Source organism: Nocardia asteroides, from assembly GCA_019930625.1.
GTDB lineage: Bacteria > Actinomycetota > Actinomycetes > Mycobacteriales > Mycobacteriaceae > Nocardia > Nocardia sputi.
Map to the genome: position 1 here is coordinate 4,788,692 of CP082844.1, position 23,569 is coordinate 4,812,260.

Genomic DNA, 23,569 nt, shown 5'->3' on the forward strand with positions numbered 1-23,569 from the left:
CCTCGACCGGAGGTTCCTGAACCTCGGCCAGGCCACGATTGTCGACGACGTGGACGGCGGCATGCGGAAGCCGCCGATCCACCCGGCTCGGCTGGGTGTTCGCCCTGCCCCGGACACGGACCTCAGCTGATTCGCGGATATCGGGCGCTGTCGAGTCGCTGTCCCGGTTCCCGATCCGGCACCGTGTCCTGGTACCACGCGTCGGGGTCGGGGTGGTAGACCGCCTCGGCGTCCATATACACCGTGGCCAGCGAAATCCGCGCCATACCCGTGTGGTTGGCGCCCGCCGAGTGGACCAGGCGGGCATCGTGGAAGGTGCAGTCGCCCGCGCGCAGAGGGACCGTCACGTGTGGCCACCAGCGCAGTTCCGGTCGAGCTTCGTACGGCTCGCCGACCGTGGGGATCGCGTCCTCGGGCCACCGGTGCGATCCCGGAATGAAGGTCAGGCACCCGCGCTGCACCGGGACGTCGACCAGGGCCACCCATGCCGTGAGGGTCACGGGGGCCGCGGCGATCGGAAAGGCGGGGGCATCGATGTGCAACGGTGTAGGCGCGCTGTCGGAGGTGTGTTTACGCAACAATTCGGATTTGAACATTCGCAGTGGCTGTCCGGCCAGACGCTCGGCGATCCCGGTGATCTCCGGATGCAGCGCGAGCCTGCGCATCAGCTCACTGGCGTTCTCCGGCTCGGGCACCCAATCCATGACGTTCCCGCCTTCGGCCGCGTTCCAGGAAACAAGGCGCTGCCGGTCCAATTGGGTGCCGGCGTCGGCCAGGTACTCCTCCACCTCGGAACCGCCGAGAACACGGGGAATATGGACGTAGCCGTCGCGGTGATACTGCTCGACGAGGTCGACCGAAAGGGTGCGCGCGGTCGTGGTCTCGCCGCTCGGGCGCGGGTGTTTCGTTGTTTCGATCACGGATCCCACGGTAGAAAAAGCTTAGGTCGATTCGCTTCCTAACGATGGACGAGGCCGCGACGGGGATTTCGGTGCCGTCCGGGCTCGGCGACATCGGCCGGGGTGCCTCGAGATCGAGCGTGACGGCCATCATCAGCCGACCCGTTCTGTCACGGCACCGTTTCTTCGCACGTACGTAAGCGATGCGACAGCCCGCGTAGGGGTGTTCGTGGGGCTGCTCGTGCACGCTCGGTTCCCGCAGGAAGACCGGAGAGGTGACCGGGGGCGAGATGACCGAACGGCGCGCCGGCAACGCTGTTCGCGCGCAGCGGCGCGACGACGGACGGCGGATCGGATCATGGTTGACCGCGGGCGCGGTCGTGCTCAATCTTCTTCAGCTCTTCGCGCTGCCGCTGCTGCTGTTGCCCCTGGACCCCGCGTGGGGATGGGCACTGCTGCCGTCGGCGCTGCTGACGACGACATTCTGGTCGCTGATCCACGAGGCCGTCCACGGGAACCTGCACCACCGGCGCTCGCTCAACGATAGATACGGACGCGTGCTCGCCGTGCTGTACGGTTCACCGTTCGCGTTGCTCAAAGCCGGTCACCTGCTGCACCACCGCTACAGCCGGACGCGGGAGCGGGCCGAGGTCTACGACCCAGCGACGTCCAGCTGGGCGAAAGCCGCGCCCGGGTACTACCTGCGGCTGTTCGGCGGGCTGTATCTGCTCGAGGTCGCGGCGCTCGTGCTGGCGGCGCTGCCCGCCGCGGCGGTGCGCCGGCTCGCCCGCGCGGTGGACAGGCCGGACACGGTGGCGGGGCCGCTGCTCGGACGCGTCGCGCAGGCCGAGGTGTTCCGTCGGTTCCGCATCGACGCGGCCGTGATCACGGTGCTGTACGGCGCGGCGTTCGTCGCCTACGGCAGTCACGGATGGATGTTGCTCGCGGCGCTGGCCGGGCGCGGCGTGATCGTCTCGCTGTCGGACAACGCCTATCACTACGGCACCGATCTCGACGAGCCGCTCGAGGCGCTCGACCTGGAACTGCCCGCGCCACTGGAGGTTCTGGCCCTGAGCTTCAACCTGCATGGGCTGCACCATCGTCACCCGGGCTTGCGCTGGTACGAACTGCGGCCCGTCTTCGACGCCGAGGGCGGCCGGTACGATTCCGGCTGGTTCCGCGCGGTGGCCCGCCAGTTCCGCGGCCCGATCAGGAGCACTGATCGCTGAGCGGGTCGGCGCGGGTGCGACGTGACGCCGTGCCGGGTCACTCCTCGGTTTCCACGTGCGAATCCATGCCGCGCGAGCATCGGCACGTACTGTCGGAGCACTGCGCGGGCGCTGGAGAACACACGCCGCAGCCGGGTGGTGTCGAGAGCGGAGGAGTGGGTCATCGATCGATCCCGTCTGTGAGCGCGGACCCTGTCCCGCATCGGGCGATGTTCAGGTGCGTACGCGGCGCGTCGCGCTGAACGCGATCGGGTTCGACGGTGATCCACTGCGGGACGTTCTCGGCCGACGCGTCAGACCCGCTTGTCGTCGATGAGTGCGGCCAGCACTCCGAAACTGTCGTGCGCTTCGGCGCCCGCGACGGCTCGCTCGACGCCGCCCCGGGAGACCTCGAGCGGCTGCATGCGCGCGCCGGCTCCGGCGGTGCAGACGGCTGCGAGGTACAGCTCGGTGATGCTTGCGCGCTATAGGGTCCACATGCGATCAGCGTCGGCATGAACGCCCGCGGCGCTCAGCCCGGCCGTATAACGATCGACGAGGCCACGTTCGATCGTGCGCAGCAGATCCGGTTCGACCGACGCGTTGGCGAAGTAGGCGATGTCGCGGATACCCGCCCCGGCAGTCGCGATCTGCCAGTCCAGGAATCCTGGGCCGGAACTCTCGCAGAAGAGATTGCCCAGATGAGGGGCGCCATGGATCAGAGTCTGCGGCTGGGCGGCCCAGAAGGCATCGATATCGGCGCTGCGGTCCAGTCGGTAATCGTCGGGCCCGATGACTCGGACCCGGCCGGTGTAAACCGGGCCGTCACCGTTGCCGCCTTCGCAATCCACATCGGAGATCCTCGGCAAGCAAGGGTCGTACGAGGGATGGCAGTCGGGTCCGCACCATGCCCGTAACGGCGTTGTCGTCGACTTCGTCCCGGATGCCGGGACATCCTCGACGACCTGACCGAACCCCGCAGATCGACGAGCAGGGGCCGGGATTCAAGATCACGCTGATCGCAATCCTTCTGCGAAACGTTCTGCCTCTCTTACTGTTCGGCCAGCCCGCTGTGCGATCTGCTCGATGACCGGAACTTCGATCGGCTCCGCAGCGCCCACGGTGCGCCGACGATGCCTCGACCGGATTCGCGCCGCCTGCCGGGCGACGCGAAAGCCGGCGGGCGGTCGAGCGCCGCCCGACTCGGCTCTCGACGCCGACCTACGCCTGAATCGGAGTGATGGTGCAGCCAACCCCATGGACAGCCGATGACATTCGATCCGAAGCAGCGCCCAGCGGGGCGCCGCGGCTCGCCGGTCTCCGGACACGTCTGTCGATACTGGACGGCTACTGGGGGTATCTGGGCGCCGCGGCCGGCAGCATTGTCACACTGATCCTACTGTTCCAGCCGTGGCTGACCGCGGCGGGCGCCGACGGTAAGGCCAGCGTCGATGCCTTCGGCCGGATGACCGCGACCACGTCCTTCCTGAACGTGTGGTCGTCATCGCCGCCGCCCACCGCGCGGATCAGCGGCGCTTTCGCGATTCTTTCCGTGGCCGCGATCGTCATCACGGTCTGCACGGTGGCGGTGAATCTCCGGTATCGCACCGGGGCCCTCGCGCGACTGGCCACGATTTCCACGGTCACCGCCGCGGCTCTGGTCGCGCTCACGGTGCTCTACATCAACAGCAAAAGCCCCGAATTGCGGGCCATGCTCGCGCGCACCTCAGATCTCGGCGGGCAGGCCGGGATGGTCATGAGTTGGGCTTTCGGCAATGGCAGCCTCGTTGTGCCGGGGGTACGCCAAGTTTCCTACAACACCGCCGGACTCACGCCCTGGGCGATGCTCGCGGGCGCCACGTCGCTCGCCTCGGCGGTCGCAGCGCTCGCCCAGTGGATACGCGACCACCACCCGGCCACCTCTGTTCGCCTGCGGTGGCGCATCGCCATCGGTGAGTCGAAACCCTCGGGCGAGTCGGCACGGCAAGATCACTGAACCGTCGATGGAACGTTCTGCGCCACAGCGCCGAATGCCGTATCTCGAGCCGAGAGTATGTCGGTGATCGCGCTCATGACGCGGGCCGGTTCCTCGAGCGCGACGATCTGTGTCAGAGCGGATCCGGCGATTCGGGCGGCTTGTTCGCAGGCCTGGGCGCCGGTGCGGGCTCGGGCGATGTCGTCGGCGGCGCGGCCGGAACCGTTCAGCACGAGAACGGAGCGGCCGGCCGCGAGGCTGTGCAGTGCGTCGGTGTAGGCGATGGCGCCGCCGTTGACCAGCAGGGTCGTCGAGGGGCGCCCCGCCGCGATCGAGGTGGCGGCGGCCGCCAGCCACGGGGACTCGTCGCCCCATCGGGTGCCCGGCACGATGATCAGGTGGGTGTGCCGAGTCTCGGCGGACGCCGAGTCCGCGGAAGGCGGCTGCTTTCCGGGCAGTGTCACGGTGCCGGCCGCGGCGACGCCGATCAAGGGGAAGGAGGCGCGGGCGCGGGATCTGGCTTGCCCGATCAGCCGCATCACGCCCGCGTCGGTACCGCCGTCGACGACCGTGACGCCGAGCCGATCCAGCGTGGGCACGAGCTGACCCGAGCACAACGCGGCGAGCGCGGGCGGCGGCTCGGAACCCATGCCCGACGCGCCACCGACCACCACGAGTACGGGGCGGCTCAGAGCTATGCCGGCGCGTGACAGTTCCGCGTCGAGCGCTGCGGTCGAGGCGACCCGGATGACTTCGGGGCCGCTCATACCGGCTCGGTCACGCGTCTGGTGTGCACTTCTCGAGTGTGGCACGCGCCCGACACCGGGCACGTCACACGCGGGGACAGGTCGCACAGCGGGTTGGAGGACTCAATCGGGGTGGAAGGCGTCGGAGCCGACCTCGGCGGGGTCGAGCAGATGAGTGAGGAACAGGCGGGTGGTCGGCGTCGGGGTCCGGGTGGTGACGGCATGCCACGGGCGGTCCAGCGGGGTGCCGTCGACCGGCAGGACGCGCAGCACACCGTTCGCCAGGTCCTGCGAGATGGCGTCGCTGTGAATCAACGTGACGCCCAAGCCTTCTCGTGCGGCGGCCAGGACGGCGCCGTGTGATCCGAGGGTGAGCGTGGACGGTTCGATCCTGAGCCGGTCGAGCAGGCCGAGGGTGGCCTCGCGGGTGCCGGAGCCCCGGCCGCGCAGCAGCCATGTGGCGTGCAGGGGATCGAGTTCCGGCAGACCGACCACGACCAGGCGGCTGGGGCGCCGGGCGCGCACCACCAGTCCGGTGTCGCGCGGTGGACGGCCCGCGATGACGAGATCCGTTTCGTGGTGCTGCAATTCGAGGAACAGCGCGTCACGCGGGTGCACCGACAGGCTCAGCTCGATGTCGGGGAACCGGCGGCGGAACGTTGCGAGCGGACGCAGCAGGACGTATTCCCCCGCGGTGGCGACCACGCCGATGCGCAGGCGCCCGGTCTCGGCCCGGCGAACGGCGGCCTGCGCCTCCTTCATCAGTCCGAGGATGCCGCGGCAGTACTCGGCGTAGACGCGACCGGCTTCGGTGAGGGCGATGCCGCGCCCGGATTTCGCGATGAGCTTGGCGCCGAGCTGTTTCTCGATGTGCGCGACGGCCGCGGAGACGGCGGCCTCGGTGATGTGCAGCTGCGCCGCGGCCCGGCGAATACTGCCCTGGCGGGCGACGGCCAGGAAGGTTTCCATCCGAGCCGCGCTCACCATACCCATCGGACGACGGTAACAAACTCAATGAATTGGTTGGGTATTGCGAGAAACAATCAAATTGTTTGTCGGTGTCCGCCCCGTCATCCTGGAAATCCCAAGGCACGCCCGTTCGCCCGGGTGCGGGTGTCCCGCAGTGGCACAGCAGGAGGAACCATGGCTGAAGAGACCGAACGCGACCGCTGGGATCCGGGTGTCCAAACCTATGCGTCGATGGGCTATTACGCGCCCGACTACCAGCCGTCGGAGACCGACGTGCTCGCCGTGTTCCGGGTGACGCCGCAGCGTGGCGTCGACCCGATCGAGGCGGCCGCCGCCGTGGCCGGCGAATCCTCCACGGCGACTTGGACGGTGGTGTGGACCGACCGGCTCACCGCGCACTCGCGCTATCAGGCCAAGTGTTATCGCATCGACGAGGTGCCCGGCCGGCCGGGGGAGTACTTCGCCTATATCGCCTACGATCTCGATCTGTTCGAGGAAGGGTCGATCACGAACCTGACTTCCTCGATCATCGGCAACGTCTTCGGGTTCAAGCCGCTGCTCGCGCTGCGGCTCGAGGACATGCGCATTCCGGTGGCATACGTGAAGACGTTCCAGGGCCCGCCGCACGGCACGGTGATGGAACGCGAATATCTCAACAAATACGGCAGGCCGTTGCTCGGTGCGACGGTGAAACCGAAACTCGGGCTATCCGCGCGCAATTACGGACGGGTCATCTACGAGGCGTGCAAGGGCGGTCTGGATTTCACGAAGGACGACGAGAACATCAATTCGCAGCCGTTCATGCGCTGGCGCGACCGGTATCTGTTCGCGATGGAGGGCGTCAACCGCGCGACTGCCGAGACCGGCGAGATCAAAGGCCACTACCTGAACGTGACCGCCGCGTCGATGGAGCAGATGTACGAGCGGGCGGAGTTCGCCAAGGAACTCGGCAGCGTCGTGATCATGATGGACCTCACCGTCGGATTCACCGCGATGCAGTCGATGTCGCACTGGGCGCGCCGCAACGGGGTGCTGCTGCATCTGCATCGCGCGGGGCATTCCACCTACACCCGGCAGAAGACACATGGCGTCAGCTTCCGGGTGCTGGCCAAATGGTGCAGGCTGATCGGTGTCGATCATCTGCACGCGGGCACCGTGGTCGGGAAGCTGGAAGGCGATCCGGCGACGACGAAGGGGTTCTATGACACGTTGCGGGACAACCACATCCGGACCGAACCGGCCAACGGGATCTTCTTCGACCAGTACTGGGCGAGCCTGCCCGGCGTGATGCCGGTGGCTTCCGGCGGCATCCATGCCGGGCAGATGCATCAGCTGCTCGACTTGTTCGGCGACGACGTCGTGTTGCAGTTCGGCGGCGGCACGATCGGGCATCCGCTGGGCATCGCCGCGGGCGCCGAGGCGAACCGGGTCGCGCTGGAGGCGGTCGTCCAGGCCCGCAACGAAGGCCGTGACCTGCTGAAGGAGGGGCCTGAGGTGTTGCGGAAGGCGGCCGAGATCTGCCGTCCGCTCGATGTCGCGCTGGCGACCTGGGGCGATGTCACCTTCGACTACACCTCGACCGACGCGCCGGACGCCGTGCCGACCGCCAGCCGCTGAGCATCCCGAAAGGACGAGTCATGTACTTACGGCACGGAACGTTTTCCTACCTGCCGCCGTTGGCCGACGAACAGATCGCCGCCCAGGTGCGCTACGCGCTGCTCAACAGCTGGCCGGTCTCAATTGAGTACACCGACGATCCGCATCCGCGCAACGCCTACTGGGAGATGTGGGGATTGCCGCTGTTCGACCTGGACGAGCCCGACGGCGTGCTGGCCGAGATCGATGCGTGCCGGGCCACTTTCCCGCGCCATTACGTGCGGGTGCTGGCCTATGACGCCCGGTACACGAGGCAGACGACGGCGCTGAGCTTCCTGGTGCAACGCCCGCCCGACGAGCCCGGCTTCGTGCTGGCCCGCACCGAGGGCCCGGACCGTCAGCAGAGGTACGGCCTGCACTCGTATGCGACGACCGTCCGCCCGGGAGACCGGTATGGCGGCTGAGCGCAACGGCTCCGGATTCCGTCTGCACCGCCCGGGGGCCGACGCCTCCGGGGCGGTGCGGGCGGCGTCCGCCGAACCCGAGACACAGGAGATCCTCGGTGCGGACGCGGTGCTGGATCTGTCGACCGACATCGCCGGGCACGACGTCGAGGAGACGCTGGCCCGGCTGGACGCGGAACTGATCGGGTTGGCTCCGGTGAAGCGGCGGGTGCGTGAGATCGCGGCGCTGCTGCTGATCGATCGCGCGCGGCAGCGGTTCGGGCTGACATCGTCGCGGCCCACCATGCACATGAGCTTCACCGGCGGGCCCGGTACGGGTAAGACCACGGTGGCGTTGCGTATGGCGCAGATGTTGCACGCCCTGGGCTACATCCGCAAACCCAAGGTGCACACCGTCACCCGCGACGACCTCGTGGGCCAGTTCATCGGGCACACCGCGCCGAAGACGAAGGAGGCGCTGGCCAAGGCGGCGGGCGGTGTGCTGTTCGTCGACGAGGCCTACTACCTGTTCCGGCCGGAGAACGAACGCGACTATGGGCAGGAGGTAATCGAGATCCTGTTGCAGGAGATGGAGAACGAGCGCGCCAGCCTGGTGGTGATCTTCGCGGGATACCCGGATCGGATGGACCGCTTCTTCTCCGCCAACCCGGGCCTGTCCTCCCGGGTGGCCCACCACCTGGAGTTCGCCGACTACACCCACGCGGAACTGCTGGCCATCGCCGAAATCATGGTGGCCGCGGAGCACTTCCGGTTCGATGACGCGGCGCGGACGGCGTTCGGGGAGTACCTGGAACGCCGGATGGCTCGTCCGCGCTTCTCGAACGCGCGCAGCGTACGCAACGCCCTGGACCGCTGCCGGCTGCGGCAGGCCAAGCGTCTGGTCGAACTGCGCAGACCGCTGACCAAGACCGACCTGCTCACGCTGACCGACCGGGACGTATACGGCAGCAGCGTGTTCACCGGCACCGAGCTACCCGACGGGCCCACCGTGCGAGCCCCCCGGTGACGAGATCGAGGCGTTGTGCCAGAAGGACTGAAAACCCTCACCCGCTACACCATCGAGCAGGAACACCGGCATCCCGGATCATCCGGTGAGTTCTCCGCTTTGGTGAACGTGATCGCGACCGCGACGAAGATCATCGCCAATCAGGTCACCCGGGGTGCGATCGCCGGTTCGCTCGGCGCGGTGATCGATCCCGCCCTGCTCCCACCCGGCGATCCGGACCCTTCACCACCGACCGTGCACCGCGAGCTGGACGCGATCACCAACGACATCATGGTCGCCGAAACCCAGTGGACCGGACATCTTTCGGCGCTGCTGTCCGAACAGATCAGCGAGATCCATCCGGTGCCCGACGCCCATCGGCGGGGGAAGTACCTGCTGGCGTTCGATCCCCTGGACGGTTCGTCGAACATCGACGTGAACCTGCCGGTGGGCACGATCTTCAGCGTGCTGCGTGCGCCGGCGCGTAGCAAGGATGGCCAGAAGCCCCCGGCGGCCGTCGATTTCCTCCAGGCGGGCGTCGAACAGGTGTGCGCGGGCTTCACCCTGTACGGGCCTGCGACGATGCTGGTGCTGACGACCGGCAACGGGGTGGACGGGTTCACCCTGGACCGCGAGATCGGCGCGTTCGTGCTGACCCACCCGCGGATGCGCATCCCCGAGGACACCTCCGGTTTCGCGATCAACGCGGCCAACGAACGGTTCTGGGAGCGGCCGGTGCGCCGCTACGTGCACGAGTGCCTCGACGGTGTCGACGGCCCGCGCGAGCGGGATTTCAACATGCGCTGGGTTGCCTCGCTGGTCGCCGACACCTTCCATATCCTCACCCGCGGCGGGGTCTACCTGTATCCGCGCGACACACGCCCGCCTGCGCGTCCGGGCCGGGTGGCATTGCTCTACGGCGCCAACCCGATCGCGTTCATCGTCGAACAGGCCGGCGGCGCGGCGACTACCGGCAGCGAGCGGGTGCTGGAGGTGGCGCCGGACGACGTCCACCAGCGGGTGCCACTGATCTTCGGTTCCCGCAATGAAGTGGAGCGCATCGTGCGGTATCACCGCGAACCCGACGAGGGCCCCAGCTTCGACAGCTCGCTGTTCGGAACGCGGTCTCTGTTTCGTCCGGCCAGGCGCTGAAGGAGGAGCACCATGTCGGTCAAGCATCCCGTCGTCGCGATCACCGGGTCCTCCGGTGCCGGGACCTCCAGCGTGACACGGACATTCCAGGAGATATTCCGCCGTGAAGGCATCAGCGCGGCCATCATAGAGGGCGATTCGTTCCACCGTTACGACCGCAACGAGATGAAATCGGCGATGGCCGAGGCCGAGCAGAACCGCAATCTGCGGTTCTCGCATTTCGGTGAGGAGGCCAATCTGCTGAAGGAGTTGGAGACGCTGTTCCGTGACTACGGCGAGACCGGCGTCGGGACGGTGCGCCGATACCTGCACGACGAGGCCGAAGCCAAGCCGTACGGCCAGCCGCCGGGCACCTTCACCCCGTGGGAGGAATTGTCGCCGGGCAGTGACCTGCTGTTCTACGAGGGCCTGCACGGCGCCGCGGTCACCTCCACCGTGGATGTGGCCCGGCATACCGATCTGCTGGTCGGCGTGGTGCCCATCATCAACCTGGAGTGGATTCAGAAGGTGATCCGGGACAAGACCGAGCGCGGTTACTCCAGCGAGGCCGTGATCGACACCATCCTGCGGCGGATGCCGGACTACGTGACCTACATCTGCCCGCAGTTCTCCCGCACATATGTCAACTTCCAGCGGGTGCCGACGGTGGACACGTCCAATCCGTTCATCGCGCGCACCATTCCGACGGCGGACGAGAGTTTCGTGGTGATCCGGTTCGCCGAGCCGAAGGTCATCGACTTCCCCTATCTGCTGTCGATGCTGCACGACTCGTTCATGTCGCGGACCAATTGCATCGTGGTGCCCGGCGGCAAGATGGAGCTGGCCATGCAGCTGATCTTCACCCCGCTGATCCTGCGATTGATGGACAAGCGGCCGAAACGCTCGTGCTGAGGCGGTCGCGTGTTCCCGATGCCGCTCGTCCGCTGAGCCGGTCAGTCGGGGAGCAGCGGGACGGAGAGGCCCTCCCCACGGTGCAGTAGGGTCGCTCGGGTGACGGCGGCCGAGCCGAAGCGCTCGCGCAAGTCGTCGAGGGTGGCGTCGAGTGTGTTGGCGGCGCGGTCCTCGAAGGGCAGAGTGAGCTGGACGCTGCCGGCGTCGTCGAGGTTGGTCAGCGCCAGGCCGATCAGGGTCAGGCCGCGTTCCCGGATGACCGGCATCGCTCCGGTGAGCAGCGTGCGGGCCGCGTACAGGATCGTCTCGGTATGGTCGGTGGCCTCGGCGAGGGTGTGTGAGCGGGTGGCGCGGGCGAAGTCGTCGAATCGCAGGCGCAGCACCACCGTTCGGCACACCCGGTCGGCGGCGCGTAGGCGCCTGCCCAGCCGATCGGTGAGTCCGTGCAGGTAGGCCTCGATCTCCTCGGGAGGACGGTGCCCGCGCCCGAGGGCGCGCTGGGCGCCGATCGAGCGCCGCCGCTTGCCGGTTTCGACGCGGCGCGGGTCACGCGCCCAGGACAGGGCGTACAGGTGGCGGGCCGCTGCGGGGCCGAGTATCGCCCGCAGCGGGCGCTCACCCAGCTCGGCCAGCTGCCCGACCCGGGTGATGTTGTGCTCGTGCAACGTGCGCGCGGTGACATCGCCGACGCCCCATAGTCTTTCGACCGGCAGCGGATGCAGGAATTCCAGTTCGCCCTCCGGCGCGACCAGCCGCAATCCGTCGGGCTTGGCGACCGCGCTGGCCACCTTGGCGAGGAACTTGGTGCGGGCGATCCCCACCGAGATGGGCAGACCGACCCGATCGCGCACCTGTGCGCGCAGCCGTGTCGCGATGGCGACGGGCTCACCGGAGATCCGGCGCAAGCCGCCGACATCGAGAAACGCCTCATCGATGGAGATGCCCTCCACCACGGGCGTGGTGTCGCGGAAGACGTCGAAGACGGCTTTGCTCGCCTCGGCATAGGCCGACATGCGCGGCGGCACCACGATCGCGTGCGGGCACAACCGGCGCGCCTGCCCGCCGTTCATCGGCGTGCGCACTCCGAACGCCTTCGCCTCGTAGCTGGCCGCCAGGACCACGCCGCCGCCCACGATCACCGGCTTGCCGCGCAGCCGGGGGTCGTCGCGCTGCTCGACCGAGGCATAGAACGAGTCGAGGTCGGCATGCAGGATCGATGCCTCCGCCCGCGCGAGTATCCGGGGGCGGCCGGATCGGGAGACGGGCGCATCGGACACGAACATATGTTCGCACAGGCCGCCGACAAGGGGCATCGGCGCAGGCGATCTACTGGTTGCCTCCGTAGTAACCGGTCTCTGCCGGTAACCTGTTCCCACGACGGGGTACAGCTCGGATGAGGGAGTCGGTACGGTGCGTGGATTCGGGGATCTGGAGGCGGTGATCATGGACCGCATCTGGGATCAGGACGCAGAGGACACAACGGTGCGCGAGATCTTCGACGAACTGTCGGCTCAGCGGGACATCGCTTATACGACGGTGATGTCGACCATGGACAACCTGCATCGCAAAGGCTGGCTGGCCCGCGAACGCGCCGGCAAGGCCTATCGATATTGGCCGACCCTCACCAGGGAGGAGCACAGCGCCCGGCTCATGCTGGAGGCGCTCGGCTCCGGCGGACGTTCGGACCTGGTACTCAGCCATTTCGTCGATCGGATCAGCGCCGAGGAGTCGGCCGGGTTGCGTGCCGCGCTGCGCAGACTGGCGGCGCGCAAGTCACCAGAAGTGCCGTGAGCCTTGCCATAGCTCTGATGCTGTACGGCAGCGTCGTGGCGACCTTCGGTCCGCCCGTGCTTCGCGGTCTGACCCATCGCGGCATCGCGCCCCGGCTGGGTGTGATCGCCTGGGTGGTCGCGATCGTCGGCGCGCTGAGCGCCTGGGGGATCGCGGCGACATTGGTCACCATCGAGTTCGCCACCTACTGGGGACATCCGAAGGACGCGCTGCGCGCCTGCGTCTCGTTCCTGTGGACCCCGATGCACGTACACGGCGCCGCGGCCACCCGGGCGGCCACTTTCGCGGTGGCGGCGCTGGTCGCCACCGGCACGGTCGCGCTGGTGGCGCGCGCGGTCGGTGTCGTGCTGAACATGCGCAGGCGCACCGACGCCCATGCCAGGGCGGTCCGGCTGGTCGGCAGGCCGGTGGCGGGCATCGGGGCGGTCGTGCTCGATTCGCCGCAGCGCCAGGTGTATTGCGTGCCGGGGCGGCCCGACACCATCGTCGTCACCTCCGCCGCGCTGGACGCGCTGGACGACGATCAACTGGCCGCGGTGCTCGCGCACGAACGCGCGCACCTGTCCGGCAGGCACGCTGCGCTGACCGCGGTGCTGCGCGCGGTGGCCACCACGCTTCCCGGCTTGCGATTGTTCACCGCCGGAGCGGCCGAGACCGCCCGGCTGCTCGAGATGTGCGCCGACGACAAGGCCGCCGACGAGCACGGTTCGCTGCCGCTGCTCGGCGGGCTGCTGGCGATCGTCGGCATCACCGAGCCCGCGCCGCCGGGCGCGCTGGCCGCTGCGGGTACCGCGGTGCTGGCCCGCGCCGAGCGGCTGGCCGACCCGGTCGGCGCGATCCGGCGCGCCACCACCCGCACCGCCCTGCTCGGCGTGATCGCGATGACGGTGGCCGGGTCGGCACTGGCGGCCGCGACGGTCGCCGGTCTCGGCACGCTGCTGAGCTGAGCAGGAGGAGGAGCTCGAGTGCGAGTCACCTGGGATCAAGTCTTCGCTTGGCGGCTGTGTCGTCAGCATGTCCTGTCCCGCGCGGACGAGGGCGCGGTAGCGATCGCCGAGCGTTTGTGCGGCGTGCAGGCCCAGGTCACTTCGGCGGCGGAACTGGCGGTCGCGCTGCGCAGCACGAAGCCGGACCCGGGTGGGCTGGTCCGTGCGCTGGCCGACGGCACGCTGATGAAGACCTGGGCGATGCGCGGCACCCTGCACGCGCTGACTCCGAACCTGGCCGCCGCGAACCTTTCGCTCGTCGCCTCCGCGCGCACCTGGGAGAAGCCCGCCTGGCAGCGGACCTTCGGGGCCTCTCCCACGGAGGTCGCGGCACTGGCGGAGGCGGTCGCGGAGGTGCTCGCCGCCGCGGTGCTCACCCGAGAGGAACTGGTCGAAGCCCTCGTGTCCGCGCCGCAATTCCATCGGCTCGGTGCGGAATTGCGCTCCGGCTGGGGTGCGCTGCTCAAGCCGCTGGCCTGGCAAGGGGCGTTGTGCCACGGCCCGGCGCGCGGAACCAAAGTAACGTTCACCAGCCCCGCGCACCTGGTACGCGACTGGTCCGGCCTGCCCGAACCGGATGACGCGGCGCCGACGGCGATCCTCGCCTATCTCGGCGCGTACGGCCCGGCGACACCGGAGACATTCGACGCCTGGCTCACCCGCAACAGCCTGCGCAAGACCACGGTGCGGCGCTGGTTCGCCGACCTGGGTGAACTGCTCACCGAAGTGGACGTGGAGGGTCGGCGCGCCTTCCTGCCGACCGATCAGGCCGCCGCCTTGGCCGCCGCCGCGCCGAGCGCGGCGGTCCACCTGCTCGGAGCCTTCGACCAGTACGTGCTGGGGCCCGGTACCGGCGACACCGTCCTGCTGCCCGCCGCCCACCGCGCGAAGGTGAGCCGGACCGCGGGCTGGATCTCGCCCATCGTCGTTGTGAACGGACGCATCGCGGGCGTCTGGGAGCTCGCCGAGGACGCCGTGGAGATCACCATGTTCGACGACGCGCCGTTACCGAAGCAGGGGCTGGACGCTGCGGTCGCGCACGTCGCGCTGGCGACAGGGCGCGAGACCCTCACGGTGCGGGCTGCGTAGCGCTGTCGCGATGAGCCACATAGTGTTCCAAGCCGTCGAGGATGCGCTGTAGCCCGAAACCGAAGTGGTCGAAGTCCGGGCCGAACGCGTCGTCCGAGAGCCCGGCCATGACCGGATAGCGGCCGCTGGCCATCGCCTTCTCCAGCATGGGACTCTGCGCCTGCCAGAATTCCGCGTCGGTCATGCCCGAATCGCGTTCGGCCTCTTGCTCGTACAGTTGCGTGCGGGCCGCGCCGAGAACGTAGCCGGAGATCATGATCACCACCGAGACGAGTTCGCGGTCCGGCAATCCCATCTGCCGGATCGCGCCGAGCACCTTTTCCATGCCCTCGACCGCGCCGGGGCCAAGGACCGGGCGTGAGTTGTTCACTCCGATCAGCCACGGGTGCCGCCGGTACATGGCGAGCGACTCGTAGGCGAGGGTTTCCAGCGCGCCGCGCCATCCGCCGATGTGTTCGCCGAGATCGTCGCGGGGGCGTTGCACCCGGTCGAGCATCAGGTCCAATAGTTCGGCCTTGCCGGGCAGGTATCGATACAGCGACATGGTGCCGGTGCCGAGTTCGGTCGCGACCCGGCGCATGGTGACCGCGGCGAGGCCCTCGTCGTCGGCTACCGCGATCGCGGCGTCGACGATCCGGTCCAGCGACAGGCCGGGTTTCGGGCCGCGGCTCGGCCGGGGGCTCGCGCCCCACAGCAGGTCTAGGGTGCGGGCGATGTCGCCGCTGCCGCTGGTCTCGGTGCCGCTCATGAAAGCCAGCCTATCCGCTTGGCAGACAACTGGGTACGTTGTACCCTAATTCGAGTACAGCGTACCCAGTTTCGGGGTATGTCACGGGGAAGGTGAGCAGTGAACGATTTCGCGGTCCTTGCCGAAGGACTGGAGAAGAGATACGGGGACAAGCGTGCCCTGGACGGATTCGACCTGACCGTGCGGCGCGGCACGGTGCACGGCCTGCTCGGGCCCAACGGCGCGGGCAAGACCACCGCGGTGCGCATTCTCTCGACGCTGATCCGGCTGGACGGCGGCCGCGCCGAAGTGGCCGGTCTGGATGTCGCTCGCGATCCGCGCGAGGTGCGCGCCCGCATCGGGCTGACCGGCCAGTACGCGGCCGTGGACGAAGTGCTCACCGGACGCCAGAACCTGGAGATGTTCGGCAGGTTGTTCCATCTCGGTGGCCGGCGCGCCGAACAGCGGGCCACCGAACTGCTGGAGCGCTTCGACCTGACCGAGGCCGGTGACCGAGGCGTCGGCAAGTACAGCGGCGGCATGCGCCGCAGGCTCGATCTGGCGGCCTCGATGATCCTGGCGCCGGACGTGCTGTTCCTCGACGAGCCCACGACCGGACTCGACCCGCGCAGTCGCGGCGAGGTCTGGGCGTCGGTGCGCGCGTTGGTCGCCGATGGCACCACGGTCCTGCTGACGACGCAGTATCTGGAGGAGGCGGACAAGCTCGCCTCCCGCATCACCGTCATCGATCAGGGACGCGCCATCGCCGACGACACCCCGGACGGGTTGAAGAGCACCGTGGGCGGAGACCGGATCGAGGTCGTTGCCGCGGACGTCGCCGACCTGCCCGCGGTCGCCAAAGTGGTGGCCCGGGTGTGCGACGGCGAGCCGGACATCGACGACGTCGAACGGCGGGTCTCGGCGGCGGTCACCGATCGTGTCGCCGCGCTCACCGAGGTCGCGCGCACCCTGCAGGACGAAGGCGTCGACGTGGAGGACATCGGTCTGCGCAGACCGAGCCTCGACGACGTCTTCCTGCAGTTGACCGGACACCGCACCACCGCAGAGGAGGCGGCCTGATGGGCACCACGGACCTCACCCCGAGCCGCTCGCGTTCTCGCGCGTACTGGGCGATCTCCGACTGCTGGAATGTGGTGCGCCGCGGCCTGACCCATTATCAGCGCCAGCCGATCAACATCGCCTGGCAACTCGGCTTCCCGATTCTGTCGGTCCTGCTCTACGGCTACGTGTTCGGCAGCGCGATGAGCGTGCCCGGCGGCGGTGACTATCGCAGCTTCCTGATGCCGGGCATGTTCGCGATGACGATGGCGTTCGGCTTCGTCAACACCGCGACGGTGGTCGTCTACGACGTGACCAACGGCGTGATCGATCGTTTCCGCTCGATGCCGATGGCCTCCTCGGCGGTGGTGTCCGGTCGGGGGGTGACCGATCTGATCGTGGCGTGCGCCGAGTTGACCATCCTGATGTCGACCGCCCTGCTCATCGGCTGGCGGCCCGACGGCGGCGTACTGCGCGGCGTCGCGGCGTTCGGTTTGCTGCTGTTGCTGCGGTTCGCGTTGATCTGGGTGGGTGTATGGCTCGGGTTGCTGGTGCCGAACCCGGAGGCCGCGGGCGGATTGTTCGCGGTCGCCTTCCCGCTCACCATGATCTCCAGCATCTTCGTCGCGCCTCAGTTGATGCCGGACTGGCTGGGCGTCATCGCGGCCTGGAATCCGATTTCCTCCACGGTGGCGGCGACTCGCGAGCTGTTCGGTACGCCGGTCGGCAGCGGCGATTCCTGGGTGGAACAGCACTCCTTGCTGATGGCAGTGGTGTGGCCGCTGATCATCACCGCGATCTTCCTGCCGCTCGCGGTGCGGCGATTCCAGCGCCTGAGCCGCTGAGTCTTACCATCCGCCCGTCGTCTCCGTTCAGCCGAGCACGCGGCGGGTCTGGCGTGCCGAGGCGAGCAGCACGCCGCCGCGGTCCCAGATCGAGGTGTCGTCCACCGACCAGCCGCCGCCGGTCGACGCGTTCACCGTGCGTACCAGTACCGGCAGGCTGCCGGTGGGTTCGGCGTGCAGATGCATCGACAGCGTCACGGTGGGGATCGCGACGGGTGCGCGCAAGGTGGGAAAGACGGCGGGCGGCAACGCGTCGGCGAGGATGGCCAGCGCCGCCGCGTCCGCGGGCACGTCGGGGACGAGTGCGATCCAGGCGCACATCATCCGTTCGTCCGCACCGCTCAGCGGCAGCGGTCCGGCGGCGGGGCGGATGTCGAAGTGGGCTCCCACCGGCACGATTTCGGGTGGGAGGGCGAACGGCGCACAAGATTCGGGATCGGGCACCGGCGGTGCGGGCGTGCCCGTATAACCCTCGATGCCCGTCTCCACAGTGCGGCCCAGCGTGATCGCCGCCGCGGCGATCGGGGTGCCGTCCTGCTCGGCGCGTACCTCGAGCGCGACGGTGCTGCGGCCGACTGCGTGCTCGGTCGCGCGGAAGGCCAGCACACCTTCTGTGGGGCGGCCCAGGAAACGGAGATCCAGGGCGCGCACCGGAAGGGGTTCGGCGGCCGCCGCACGTGCCACCTCGATCAGCAGGGCCGCGATCACGCCGCCGTGCGGCCCGGTCCAACCGCGCCAGGACCGGCCGACCCGCGCCTGCCACCCGTCGGCAGCGGTCCCGGAAAGCGCGAACTCCTCGGCGAGAGTCCGCGTAGTGAGTTGCTTCATGCAACGCACGATAGGTCAGTGGGTTCTGTGAAGCAACTGACTATGCTGACGGATATGCGCAGGACGAGCTTCGGGGACATGAACTGCTCGCTGGCCCAGTGCCTCGAGGTGGTCGGGGAGTGGTGGACGCTGCTGATCGTGCGTGACGCCCTGTTCGGGGTGACGCGCTTCGACGACTTCCGCGCCCGCCTCGGTATCGCCCGCAATGTGCTCACCCAGCGTCTCGAGCACCTGGTCGAGCACGGCGTGCTGACCAGGGAGCCCTATCAGGACAATCCGGTTCGCTACGACTACCGGTTGACCGCGAAAGGCCGCTCGCTGTGGCTGGTCGTCACCGCGATGCGTCAGTGGGGCGACGAATGGGCCGCCCCGGACGGCCCTCCGGTGCAGACGAGGCACGCCATGTGCGGGAACCTCGCGACCGTCGAGCCGGTGTGCTCGGAGTGCGGCGAGCGCATCGCCCCGCGTGACCTCCGTTCGGTTCTCGGCCCCGGCGCCAAGGATCCTTCCCTGCTGCCGTCCGGCTGAGGCGAGAGCGACGCCCGCTCCGCCTCGGGCGCCGTGTCGCGTTAGGCTGCGGCGGTGGCGGACGGGCAAGGGCGGCAGCTGATCGACACGGTGGCATGGGTGCGCATCGAGGACGGACGGATCCTCTGCGCCAGACCGCGCGGCAAGGACGTCTTCTACATCCCGGGCGGCAAGCGCGAAGGCGGCGAGACCGATCTGCAGACCCTGCTGCGCGAGATCGAGGAGGAACTCACCGTGGCCCTGCTGCCGGAGACCGCCGCGCACGTCGGCACCTACGAGGCGCTGCACGGCCCAGCCGACGCGGTGGTGGTCCGGATGAGTTGCTACACCGCGGATTACCGTGGAACGCTCGTCGCGAGCAGTGAGATCGAAGAGGTCGCGTGGTTCGGCTACGCCGACCGCGCACTCGTTCCCCCGGTCGACCAGTTGTTGTTCGACGATCTGGTGCACGCGGGCCTGCTGCGGTGAATCGCGGGCCGAACAGCGCTACCGTCGGCGGTATGTCGTGGATTCGGACACTCCTGCGTTATGCCGCGTACGCGCTGCGGGCACTGCCGCTGGCGGTGCGGCGGATCCCGACCCGGCTGCGCGTGCCGCGACGGATGCTCGGCGAATCGGTTCTGCCGCATAAATTCTCCGCCACCCGGTCGGTGACGCATTCGGTGCTCAGCGGCGCGGTCGGCCTGCTGGCCCTGTTTCTGGCGTTCCTGGCGGGCATCGCCGCGTTCCGGGGGATCTGCTATCCGCTCGTGGCCGGCGACGATCTCGAAAGTTCTTGGGGCGGCCCCACCTTGGCGGGCGCATGGGCAACGCACGCGGCGCTCGGGATCGGCCTGCTGCCGATCTGGCTGCTGATCCTGGCCGGGCTCGGCGCGTTCCAATTACGGCTCACCCGCGGTTTGCTCGGCCGGAACGGGCCGTGGTGGCCGGCTCCGGTCGCGGTAGCGCTGGCCGCGAGCGGCGCGCTGCTGTTCCTGGCCTGGTTGCGGCAGGTCTGAGGACGCAGCGCCGCCGTGGCGGCAGCCCACCGCGAGCGGACGCGCCGCGGAGCCGGAGTGCGCTCAGGCGGTGGCGTGAGCGCGCTGTGCCCGCTGGATCAGATGCTCGACGAGGGTGAGCAACACGTCCTTGCATGATCCGCGGTCGCGGGCGTCGCAGAGCATGACGGGAGTGACCGAGTCGAGGTCGAGGGCGTCGCGTACCTCATCGATGGTGTAGCGCGGCGCGCCGTCGAAGCAGTTGACGCCCACCATGAACGGCAGCCTGCGCCGCTCGAAGAAGTCCACGGCCGCGAAGGAGTTGCCCAGCCTGCGGGTATCGGCGAGAACGACGGCGCCGAGCGCGCCGCGCGCCAGTTCGTCCCACAGGAACCAGAACCGGTCCTGGCCGGGCGTGCCGAACAGGTAGAGCACCAGGTCGCGGTCGATGGTGAGTCTGCCGAAGTCGAGCGCGACCGTGGTTGTGGTCTTCTGCTCGACACCCGACAGATCGTCGATGCCGGTGCTCACCTCGGTGATCAGTTCCTCGGTGCGCAGGGGCGCGACCTCGCTGATCGCCGAGACCATGGTGGTCTTGCCGACGCCGAACCCGCCGGCGACGAGGATCTTGACCGACGCGGCCAGCTGCGGTGTACCGCTCGGGTCAAAGTTTTCGGATTCCATCCAGTACCGCTCGCAATATGTTGAGGTCATCGGGTCCGGCCTCCGTCGGAACGGGAGCGCGGAAGATCAATTGCCCATCGCCGATCAGATCACCGACGAGGATCTTCGTCACCGCCAGCGGCAAATGCAACTGGGCGGAGAGTTCGGCGACGGTCTGCGAAACACGGCACAGCCGAAGAATATCGGTGTACTCGGGTTCGGTGCGTCGCAGTGCGGTCGCGGAGGGGTCCGCGACCACGGTGGTGAGCATATCCAGTTCGGGTCCATCGAAGCTGGTACGCCCGCGCGTGAGCGCGTACGGACGCACCAGCGGGCCGGCCGCTTCATCGAACCAGGGCTCACGCGGGCGGGTCATGGCCGGTTCTGCTCGACGTGTCCGACGAGGTCTTGGCGGGCAGTGGTGGACAGGTAGCTGCCGACGCGCTGGACGGTCAGGTTCATCTCGTAGGCCACCATGCCGAGATTGGCGGACTCGGCGGCTTGCAGTGCCAGGCAGGCGTTGTCGCCCGCTGAGGTCACGAACAGCACCGCGCGGTCGAGTTCGATGACCGCCTGGCGGACGCCGCCACCGTCGAATCGGTTGCCCGCGCTGCGCGCCAGCCCGTAGAGCGCGGAGGACATCGCACCGAAGTGTTCGGCGTCCTCCCGGCTCATTCCGCTGGAGCGGCCGAGTAGTAGCCCGTCGGTGGACAGCACCACCGCGTGGCGCACGCCGGCCAGCCGATCGACGAGATCGTCGAGCAGCCAATTCAGATCACCTGCGGGAGAAGCGGACACCCCTAGCCTTCCTGTTCGTCGGGGATGGTGGCGCGACGGCCCTGCCTGGTCCCGTTCTCGATGGCGGACATCAGATCGCGGGCCTGTTCGGCGGAGCGTGCGGGCTGCGCGGAGACGGCTTGCTCCGGAGCCGAATGCGCCAGTTGCGGTGCGAGATTGGTCTGTCGGTTGCGCCGGGGCAGCGCCGGGCGGCCGTCCGGACCCGGCTGCGGCGGCGCCTCGGTGTACGGTCGGGGTGCGTAACGCGGAGGCGCGGCGGATTCGACCGCGAGCGTCGCGACCGAGGACGCGGCGGTCTGCGTGGAGTCGCTCGCCTCCGCCGCTACGACGGGCCCGGCGATGAGTCTGCGGCGGCTGCCGGGATCGGTGAGTTCCGCCGGTGTCTGCGGCGCGCCCGATTCGCCCGCGACGAGCGCGGACGGAATGAGCACGATGGCTTTGATGCCGCCGTAGTCGGACTCCGACAGCCGCACCGAGATGCCGTGGCGCGTGGCCAGCTGGGCGACGACGAACAGGCCCAGCCGCGAATCGGCCGACAGCGCCGCCACGCCGAAATCCGGTGGCTCGCGCAGCATCTCGTTCATCTTGGACAGCTCGGCCTCGGACATGCCCATGCCCTGGTCGCCGATCTCGACCACGACGCCTTTGCCGACCACGTTGCCGGTCACCTCGACACGCGACTGTGGCGGCGAGAAGGAGGTCGCGTTGTCCACCAGTTCGGCGAGCAGATGGATCAGGTCGGCGACCACCGTGCCGAGGACGTGGACTTCGGGCAGCCTGGCCACCCGCACCCGGGCGTAGTCGAGGGTCTCGCCGACGGCGCTGCGCACCAGATCCACCAGCGGGACGGGATTGCGCCACTGCCTGCCCGGCTTGCCTCCGCCGAGAATGGTGAGGTTCTCGGCGTTGCGCCGCTCTCGGGTGGCGAGGTGGTCGAGCCGGAACAGGGTGTCGAGCAGGACCGGGTCTTCCTGGCGCTGCTCGGCTTCGTCGAGGATTTCCAGCTGCCGGTGCACCACGATCTGGCTGCGGTGCGCGATGTTCAGGAACACCGCTTTCACGCCCTCGCGGGTGCGGGCTTCGGCCACCGCCGCGGCGACGGCCGCGGAGTGCGCGTGCTGGAACGCCTTGGCCACCTGGCCGATCTCGTCGCTGCCGTAGTTCAGGTTCGGTGATTCGGCGGCGGGATCGACGACTTCGCCGTCGCGCAGCCTGCGCAGCATGTCGGGCAGCCGCTCGTCGGCCAGCGCCAGCGTTTCGCCCCGCAGCCGCTTCAACCGGCGGATGACGCGGTTGGCCAGGACAACCGCGACGACGAGCACCAGAATGCCGACCAGGAGCATGCCGCCACCCGTGACGGCGGAGCGGGTCGCCGCGGCGGCGGCTTTGTCTTCGGCGGCCTTCTGCACGTCCCGGTTGTACACCGACCAGGCATCGAGCATCCCGCGGCTGACCTCGGCGGCGGCACGACGCCATTCGTCGATGCTCAACGGCAGCGCGGGCAAGGTCGGTTGCCGTGTGCTCGCATTCGGATTCGCCGAGGCGGGCGACGATGTGGTCGCCGCGACGCCGCGCTGGACGATGGCGTTCTCCATCGCGGTGAGCTTTTGCCAGGCTGTGCCGGTGGTCAGCGCCTGCAGGCGAGCTTTGATCGGCCCGTCCAGTTCGGCAATGAGCGTGGCGATTTCGGTGTGGTAGAAGCCGGTCTGCCGGGTGTACTCATCGATCGGGATCGGCGGGGGAGCCGCGCCGTTGACGTAGACCGCACCGAGGGCGTCGCTGCGCGCCATGGCCTCGTTCGCGTAGAACAAGCGGACGCCGGCCACGGTGCCCACGGCGATGTCGCTGTCCGGAGCGGTCTGCACCGTGGACTTGGTGCCCGCCGGGATCGGGTCGAGCAGCCGGTTGTAGAACATGTACGCGTCCGGGATCGGCAGTGCGCCCGCGTCGGCGGCGGCGCGCACCGTGGTCAGGCTCTGCGTCAGCATGACGAGGTCGGCGTCTTCCTCGGTGATCTTCGACGCGTCGACGTCGCGCAGGTCGGCGGAGGCCGCGAGCAGGCGCCGCACCGCCGCGTCCACGCGCACGCGAGCGGTGCCGAGCGCGGCCGCGAGGGTGTCGTCGCCGGATAGCTGGGCGAGGGTGAGGTGGCGTTCCTGCTGGACCGCGTCCATGACCTCGCTGGTCACCGGGATGGCGTTCTGGCTCTCCGCGGCCCAGTCCTTGGCTTTGGTTCCTTCGGCTACCAGGTAGCCCGCGGCGCCCAGACCGGCCAACAGCAGAGTCAGACTCGGTATGAGCGCGATAGCCAGAATCCGGGTGCGGACCCCGAGCCTCGCTCTGAACATCGGCATAACGTAAACCACGAACCCGGCCATCCGGACAGCCGGTCC

The 23,569-nt window shown here is 68.8% G+C and carries 26 protein-coding genes; 15 read left to right on the plus strand and 11 right to left on the minus strand.

Translation table 11 applies throughout. From position 1 onward, the window contains the following. Positions 1-122 precede the first annotated feature (122 nt). Positions 123-920 (minus strand): phytanoyl-CoA dioxygenase family protein, encoded by a 798-nt coding sequence (locus tag K8O92_22135; protein ID UAK30594.1) that lies wholly within the window; start codon positions 918-920, stop codon positions 123-125. Positions 921-1,189: 269 nt separating this feature from the next. Between K8O92_22135 and K8O92_22140 the strand changes: the two genes are divergently transcribed. Then, positions 1,190-2,128 carry a fatty acid desaturase gene (locus K8O92_22140; GenBank protein ID UAK30595.1) on the plus strand — a complete coding sequence of 313 codons (939 nt, stop codon included), beginning with the start codon at positions 1,190-1,192 and terminating at the stop codon, positions 2,126-2,128. A gap of 464 nt (positions 2,129-2,592) precedes the next feature. Here K8O92_22140 and K8O92_22145 read toward each other — a convergent pair whose 3' ends face one another. Beyond that, complete coding sequence (locus K8O92_22145) at positions 2,593-2,958, minus strand: aminoglycoside phosphotransferase family protein (GenBank protein ID UAK30596.1); 366 nt, start codon at positions 2,956-2,958, stop codon at positions 2,593-2,595. A 389-nt stretch (positions 2,959-3,347) separates the two neighbouring features. Here K8O92_22145 and K8O92_22150 point away from each other — a divergent pair, with 389 nt between their 5' ends. After that, the gene (locus K8O92_22150; GenBank protein ID UAK30597.1) at positions 3,348-4,103 is read left to right on the plus strand and encodes a hypothetical protein; all 756 of its coding nucleotides are present in this window, start codon (positions 3,348-3,350) and stop codon (positions 4,101-4,103) included. Here K8O92_22150 and K8O92_22155 read toward each other — a convergent pair. Together K8O92_22155 and K8O92_22160 are read right to left on the minus strand one after the other, a co-directional pair. Next, the gene (locus tag K8O92_22155; protein ID UAK30598.1) at positions 4,097-4,849 is read right to left on the minus strand and encodes a hypothetical protein; all 753 of its coding nucleotides are present in this window, start codon (positions 4,847-4,849) and stop codon (positions 4,097-4,099) included. The two genes, K8O92_22150 and K8O92_22155, sit on opposite strands and share 7 nt — an antisense overlap. A 102-nt stretch (positions 4,850-4,951) precedes the next feature. Continuing rightward, on the minus strand, positions 4,952-5,797 hold the full coding sequence (locus K8O92_22160; GenBank protein ID UAK35874.1) for a LysR family transcriptional regulator: 846 nt from the start codon (positions 5,795-5,797) through the stop codon (positions 4,952-4,954). Between the two features lie 174 nt (positions 5,798-5,971). Here K8O92_22160 and K8O92_22165 point away from each other — a divergent pair, with 174 nt between their 5' ends. From K8O92_22165 to K8O92_22185, 5 genes are read left to right on the plus strand one after another with little or no spacing between them, the layout of a single operon-like run. Next, positions 5,972-7,414, plus strand: a complete 1,443-nt coding sequence (locus K8O92_22165; protein UAK30599.1) for a form I ribulose bisphosphate carboxylase large subunit — start codon at positions 5,972-5,974, stop codon at positions 7,412-7,414. Between the two features lie 20 nt (positions 7,415-7,434). Beyond that, a complete protein-coding gene (locus K8O92_22170) occupies positions 7,435-7,857 on the plus strand; it encodes a ribulose bisphosphate carboxylase small subunit (GenBank protein UAK30600.1) in 423 nt (140 codons plus the stop codon). Further along, on the plus strand, positions 7,847-8,863 hold the full coding sequence (locus K8O92_22175; GenBank protein ID UAK30601.1) for an AAA family ATPase: 1,017 nt from the start codon (positions 7,847-7,849) through the stop codon (positions 8,861-8,863). The genes K8O92_22170 and K8O92_22175 overlap by 11 nt, the downstream gene beginning before the upstream one ends. A gap of 15 nt (positions 8,864-8,878) precedes the next feature. After that, positions 8,879-9,994 carry a class 1 fructose-bisphosphatase gene (locus K8O92_22180; GenBank protein UAK30602.1) on the plus strand — a complete coding sequence of 372 codons (1,116 nt, stop codon included), beginning with the start codon at positions 8,879-8,881 and terminating at the stop codon, positions 9,992-9,994. 12 nt (positions 9,995-10,006) lie between these two features. Further along, positions 10,007-10,885: a phosphoribulokinase gene (locus K8O92_22185; GenBank protein UAK30603.1), complete on the plus strand. Its 879-nt coding sequence runs from the start codon at positions 10,007-10,009 to the stop codon at positions 10,883-10,885. 41 nt (positions 10,886-10,926) lie between these two features. Here K8O92_22185 and dinB read toward each other — a convergent pair whose 3' ends face one another. Then, the gene (gene dinB / locus K8O92_22190) at positions 10,927-12,168 is read right to left on the minus strand and encodes a DNA polymerase IV (protein UAK35875.1); all 1,242 of its coding nucleotides are present in this window, start codon (positions 12,166-12,168) and stop codon (positions 10,927-10,929) included. A 160-nt stretch (positions 12,169-12,328) separates the two neighbouring features. Between dinB and K8O92_22195 the strand changes: the two genes are divergently transcribed. Genes K8O92_22195 through K8O92_22205 form a run of 3 tightly spaced genes read left to right on the plus strand, consistent with a single transcriptional unit; the run spans position 12,329 to position 14,751 of the window. Continuing rightward, positions 12,329-12,676, plus strand: a complete 348-nt coding sequence (locus K8O92_22195) for a BlaI/MecI/CopY family transcriptional regulator (GenBank protein UAK35876.1) — start codon at positions 12,329-12,331, stop codon at positions 12,674-12,676. 17 nt (positions 12,677-12,693) lie between these two features. Then, positions 12,694-13,623, plus strand: a complete 930-nt coding sequence (locus tag K8O92_22200) for a M56 family metallopeptidase (protein ID UAK30604.1) — start codon at positions 12,694-12,696, stop codon at positions 13,621-13,623. An 18-nt stretch (positions 13,624-13,641) separates the two neighbouring features. Next, positions 13,642-14,751, plus strand: a complete 1,110-nt coding sequence (locus K8O92_22205; protein ID UAK30605.1) for a winged helix DNA-binding domain-containing protein — start codon at positions 13,642-13,644, stop codon at positions 14,749-14,751. Here K8O92_22205 and K8O92_22210 read toward each other — a convergent pair. Continuing rightward, complete coding sequence (locus K8O92_22210; protein ID UAK30606.1) at positions 14,732-15,499, minus strand: TetR/AcrR family transcriptional regulator; 768 nt, start codon at positions 15,497-15,499, stop codon at positions 14,732-14,734. The genes K8O92_22205 and K8O92_22210 overlap by 20 nt on opposite strands. 99 nt (positions 15,500-15,598) lie before the next feature. On the opposite strand from K8O92_22210, the gene K8O92_22215 reads away from it, so the two are divergent. Both K8O92_22215 and K8O92_22220 read left to right on the plus strand, forming a co-directional pair. Continuing rightward, positions 15,599-16,558 carry an ATP-binding cassette domain-containing protein gene (locus tag K8O92_22215; protein UAK30607.1) on the plus strand — a complete coding sequence of 320 codons (960 nt, stop codon included), beginning with the start codon at positions 15,599-15,601 and terminating at the stop codon, positions 16,556-16,558. After that, positions 16,558-17,382, plus strand: a complete 825-nt coding sequence (locus K8O92_22220; protein ID UAK30608.1) for an ABC transporter permease — start codon at positions 16,558-16,560, stop codon at positions 17,380-17,382. Before K8O92_22215 ends, K8O92_22220 begins: the two co-directional genes overlap by 1 nt. 27 nt (positions 17,383-17,409) lie before the next feature. Here the strand turns inward: K8O92_22220 and K8O92_22225 are convergent, their stop codons facing one another. Continuing rightward, the gene (locus K8O92_22225; protein UAK30609.1) at positions 17,410-18,210 is read right to left on the minus strand and encodes a thioesterase family protein; all 801 of its coding nucleotides are present in this window, start codon (positions 18,208-18,210) and stop codon (positions 17,410-17,412) included. A 54-nt stretch (positions 18,211-18,264) separates the two neighbouring features. Between K8O92_22225 and K8O92_22230 the strand changes: the two genes are divergently transcribed. From K8O92_22230 to K8O92_22240, 3 genes are read left to right on the plus strand one after another with little or no spacing between them, the layout of a single operon-like run. Next, positions 18,265-18,738, plus strand: coding sequence for a helix-turn-helix transcriptional regulator (locus K8O92_22230; protein UAK30610.1), 474 nt, complete (start codon positions 18,265-18,267; stop codon positions 18,736-18,738). Positions 18,739-18,792: 54 nt separating this feature from the next. Beyond that, positions 18,793-19,206: an NUDIX domain-containing protein gene (locus K8O92_22235; GenBank protein ID UAK30611.1), complete on the plus strand. Its 414-nt coding sequence runs from the start codon at positions 18,793-18,795 to the stop codon at positions 19,204-19,206. 32 nt (positions 19,207-19,238) lie between these two features. Continuing rightward, the gene (locus K8O92_22240) at positions 19,239-19,736 is read left to right on the plus strand and encodes a hypothetical protein (GenBank protein ID UAK30612.1); all 498 of its coding nucleotides are present in this window, start codon (positions 19,239-19,241) and stop codon (positions 19,734-19,736) included. Between the two features lie 63 nt (positions 19,737-19,799). Here the strand turns inward: K8O92_22240 and K8O92_22245 are convergent, their stop codons facing one another. From K8O92_22245 to K8O92_22260, 4 genes are read right to left on the minus strand one after another with little or no spacing between them, the layout of a single operon-like run. After that, the gene (locus tag K8O92_22245; protein ID UAK35877.1) at positions 19,800-20,399 is read right to left on the minus strand and encodes an ATP/GTP-binding protein; all 600 of its coding nucleotides are present in this window, start codon (positions 20,397-20,399) and stop codon (positions 19,800-19,802) included. Continuing rightward, positions 20,380-20,754 (minus strand): DUF742 domain-containing protein, encoded by a 375-nt coding sequence (locus K8O92_22250; protein UAK30613.1) that lies wholly within the window; start codon positions 20,752-20,754, stop codon positions 20,380-20,382. The genes K8O92_22245 and K8O92_22250 overlap by 20 nt, the downstream gene beginning before the upstream one ends. Next, positions 20,751-21,176 (minus strand): roadblock/LC7 domain-containing protein, encoded by a 426-nt coding sequence (locus K8O92_22255; protein UAK30614.1) that lies wholly within the window; start codon positions 21,174-21,176, stop codon positions 20,751-20,753. The genes K8O92_22250 and K8O92_22255 overlap by 4 nt, the downstream gene beginning before the upstream one ends. 2 nt (positions 21,177-21,178) lie before the next feature. Continuing rightward, on the minus strand, positions 21,179-23,530 hold the full coding sequence (locus K8O92_22260; protein UAK30615.1) for a nitrate- and nitrite sensing domain-containing protein: 2,352 nt from the start codon (positions 23,528-23,530) through the stop codon (positions 21,179-21,181). Positions 23,531-23,569: the final 39 nt, after the last annotated feature.

Coding starts and splice junctions, on each gene's coding strand:
- K8O92_22175 (UAK30601.1), top strand. CDS start 7,847: ATGGCGGCTGAGCGCAACGGCTCCGGATTCCGTCTGCACCGCCCGGGG.
- K8O92_22150 (UAK30597.1), top strand. CDS start 3,348: ATGGTGCAGCCAACCCCATGGACAGCCGATGACATTCGATCCGAAGCA.
- K8O92_22210 (UAK30606.1), bottom strand. CDS start 15,499: ATGAGCGGCACCGAGACCAGCGGCAGCGGCGACATCGCCCGCACCCTA.
- K8O92_22230 (UAK30610.1), top strand. CDS start 18,265: ATGCGCAGGACGAGCTTCGGGGACATGAACTGCTCGCTGGCCCAGTGC.
- K8O92_22250 (UAK30613.1), bottom strand. CDS start 20,754: ATGACCCGCCCGCGTGAGCCCTGGTTCGATGAAGCGGCCGGCCCGCTG.
- K8O92_22200 (UAK30604.1), top strand. CDS start 12,694: ATGCTGTACGGCAGCGTCGTGGCGACCTTCGGTCCGCCCGTGCTTCGC.
- K8O92_22170 (UAK30600.1), top strand. CDS start 7,435: ATGTACTTACGGCACGGAACGTTTTCCTACCTGCCGCCGTTGGCCGAC.
- K8O92_22225 (UAK30609.1), bottom strand. CDS start 18,210: ATGAAGCAACTCACTACGCGGACTCTCGCCGAGGAGTTCGCGCTTTCC.
- K8O92_22220 (UAK30608.1), top strand. CDS start 16,558: ATGGGCACCACGGACCTCACCCCGAGCCGCTCGCGTTCTCGCGCGTAC.
- K8O92_22240 (UAK30612.1), top strand. CDS start 19,239: ATGTCGTGGATTCGGACACTCCTGCGTTATGCCGCGTACGCGCTGCGG.
- K8O92_22140 (UAK30595.1), top strand. CDS start 1,190: ATGACCGAACGGCGCGCCGGCAACGCTGTTCGCGCGCAGCGGCGCGAC.
- K8O92_22185 (UAK30603.1), top strand. CDS start 10,007: ATGTCGGTCAAGCATCCCGTCGTCGCGATCACCGGGTCCTCCGGTGCC.
- K8O92_22155 (UAK30598.1), bottom strand. CDS start 4,849: ATGAGCGGCCCCGAAGTCATCCGGGTCGCCTCGACCGCAGCGCTCGAC.
- K8O92_22160 (UAK35874.1), bottom strand. CDS start 5,797: ATGGAAACCTTCCTGGCCGTCGCCCGCCAGGGCAGTATTCGCCGGGCC.
- K8O92_22260 (UAK30615.1), bottom strand. CDS start 23,530: ATGCCGATGTTCAGAGCGAGGCTCGGGGTCCGCACCCGGATTCTGGCT.
- dinB (UAK35875.1), bottom strand. CDS start 12,168: ATGTTCGTGTCCGATGCGCCCGTCTCCCGATCCGGCCGCCCCCGGATA.
- K8O92_22195 (UAK35876.1), top strand. CDS start 12,329: ATGGACCGCATCTGGGATCAGGACGCAGAGGACACAACGGTGCGCGAG.
- K8O92_22165 (UAK30599.1), top strand. CDS start 5,972: ATGGCTGAAGAGACCGAACGCGACCGCTGGGATCCGGGTGTCCAAACC.
- K8O92_22245 (UAK35877.1), bottom strand. CDS start 20,399: ATGGAATCCGAAAACTTTGACCCGAGCGGTACACCGCAGCTGGCCGCG.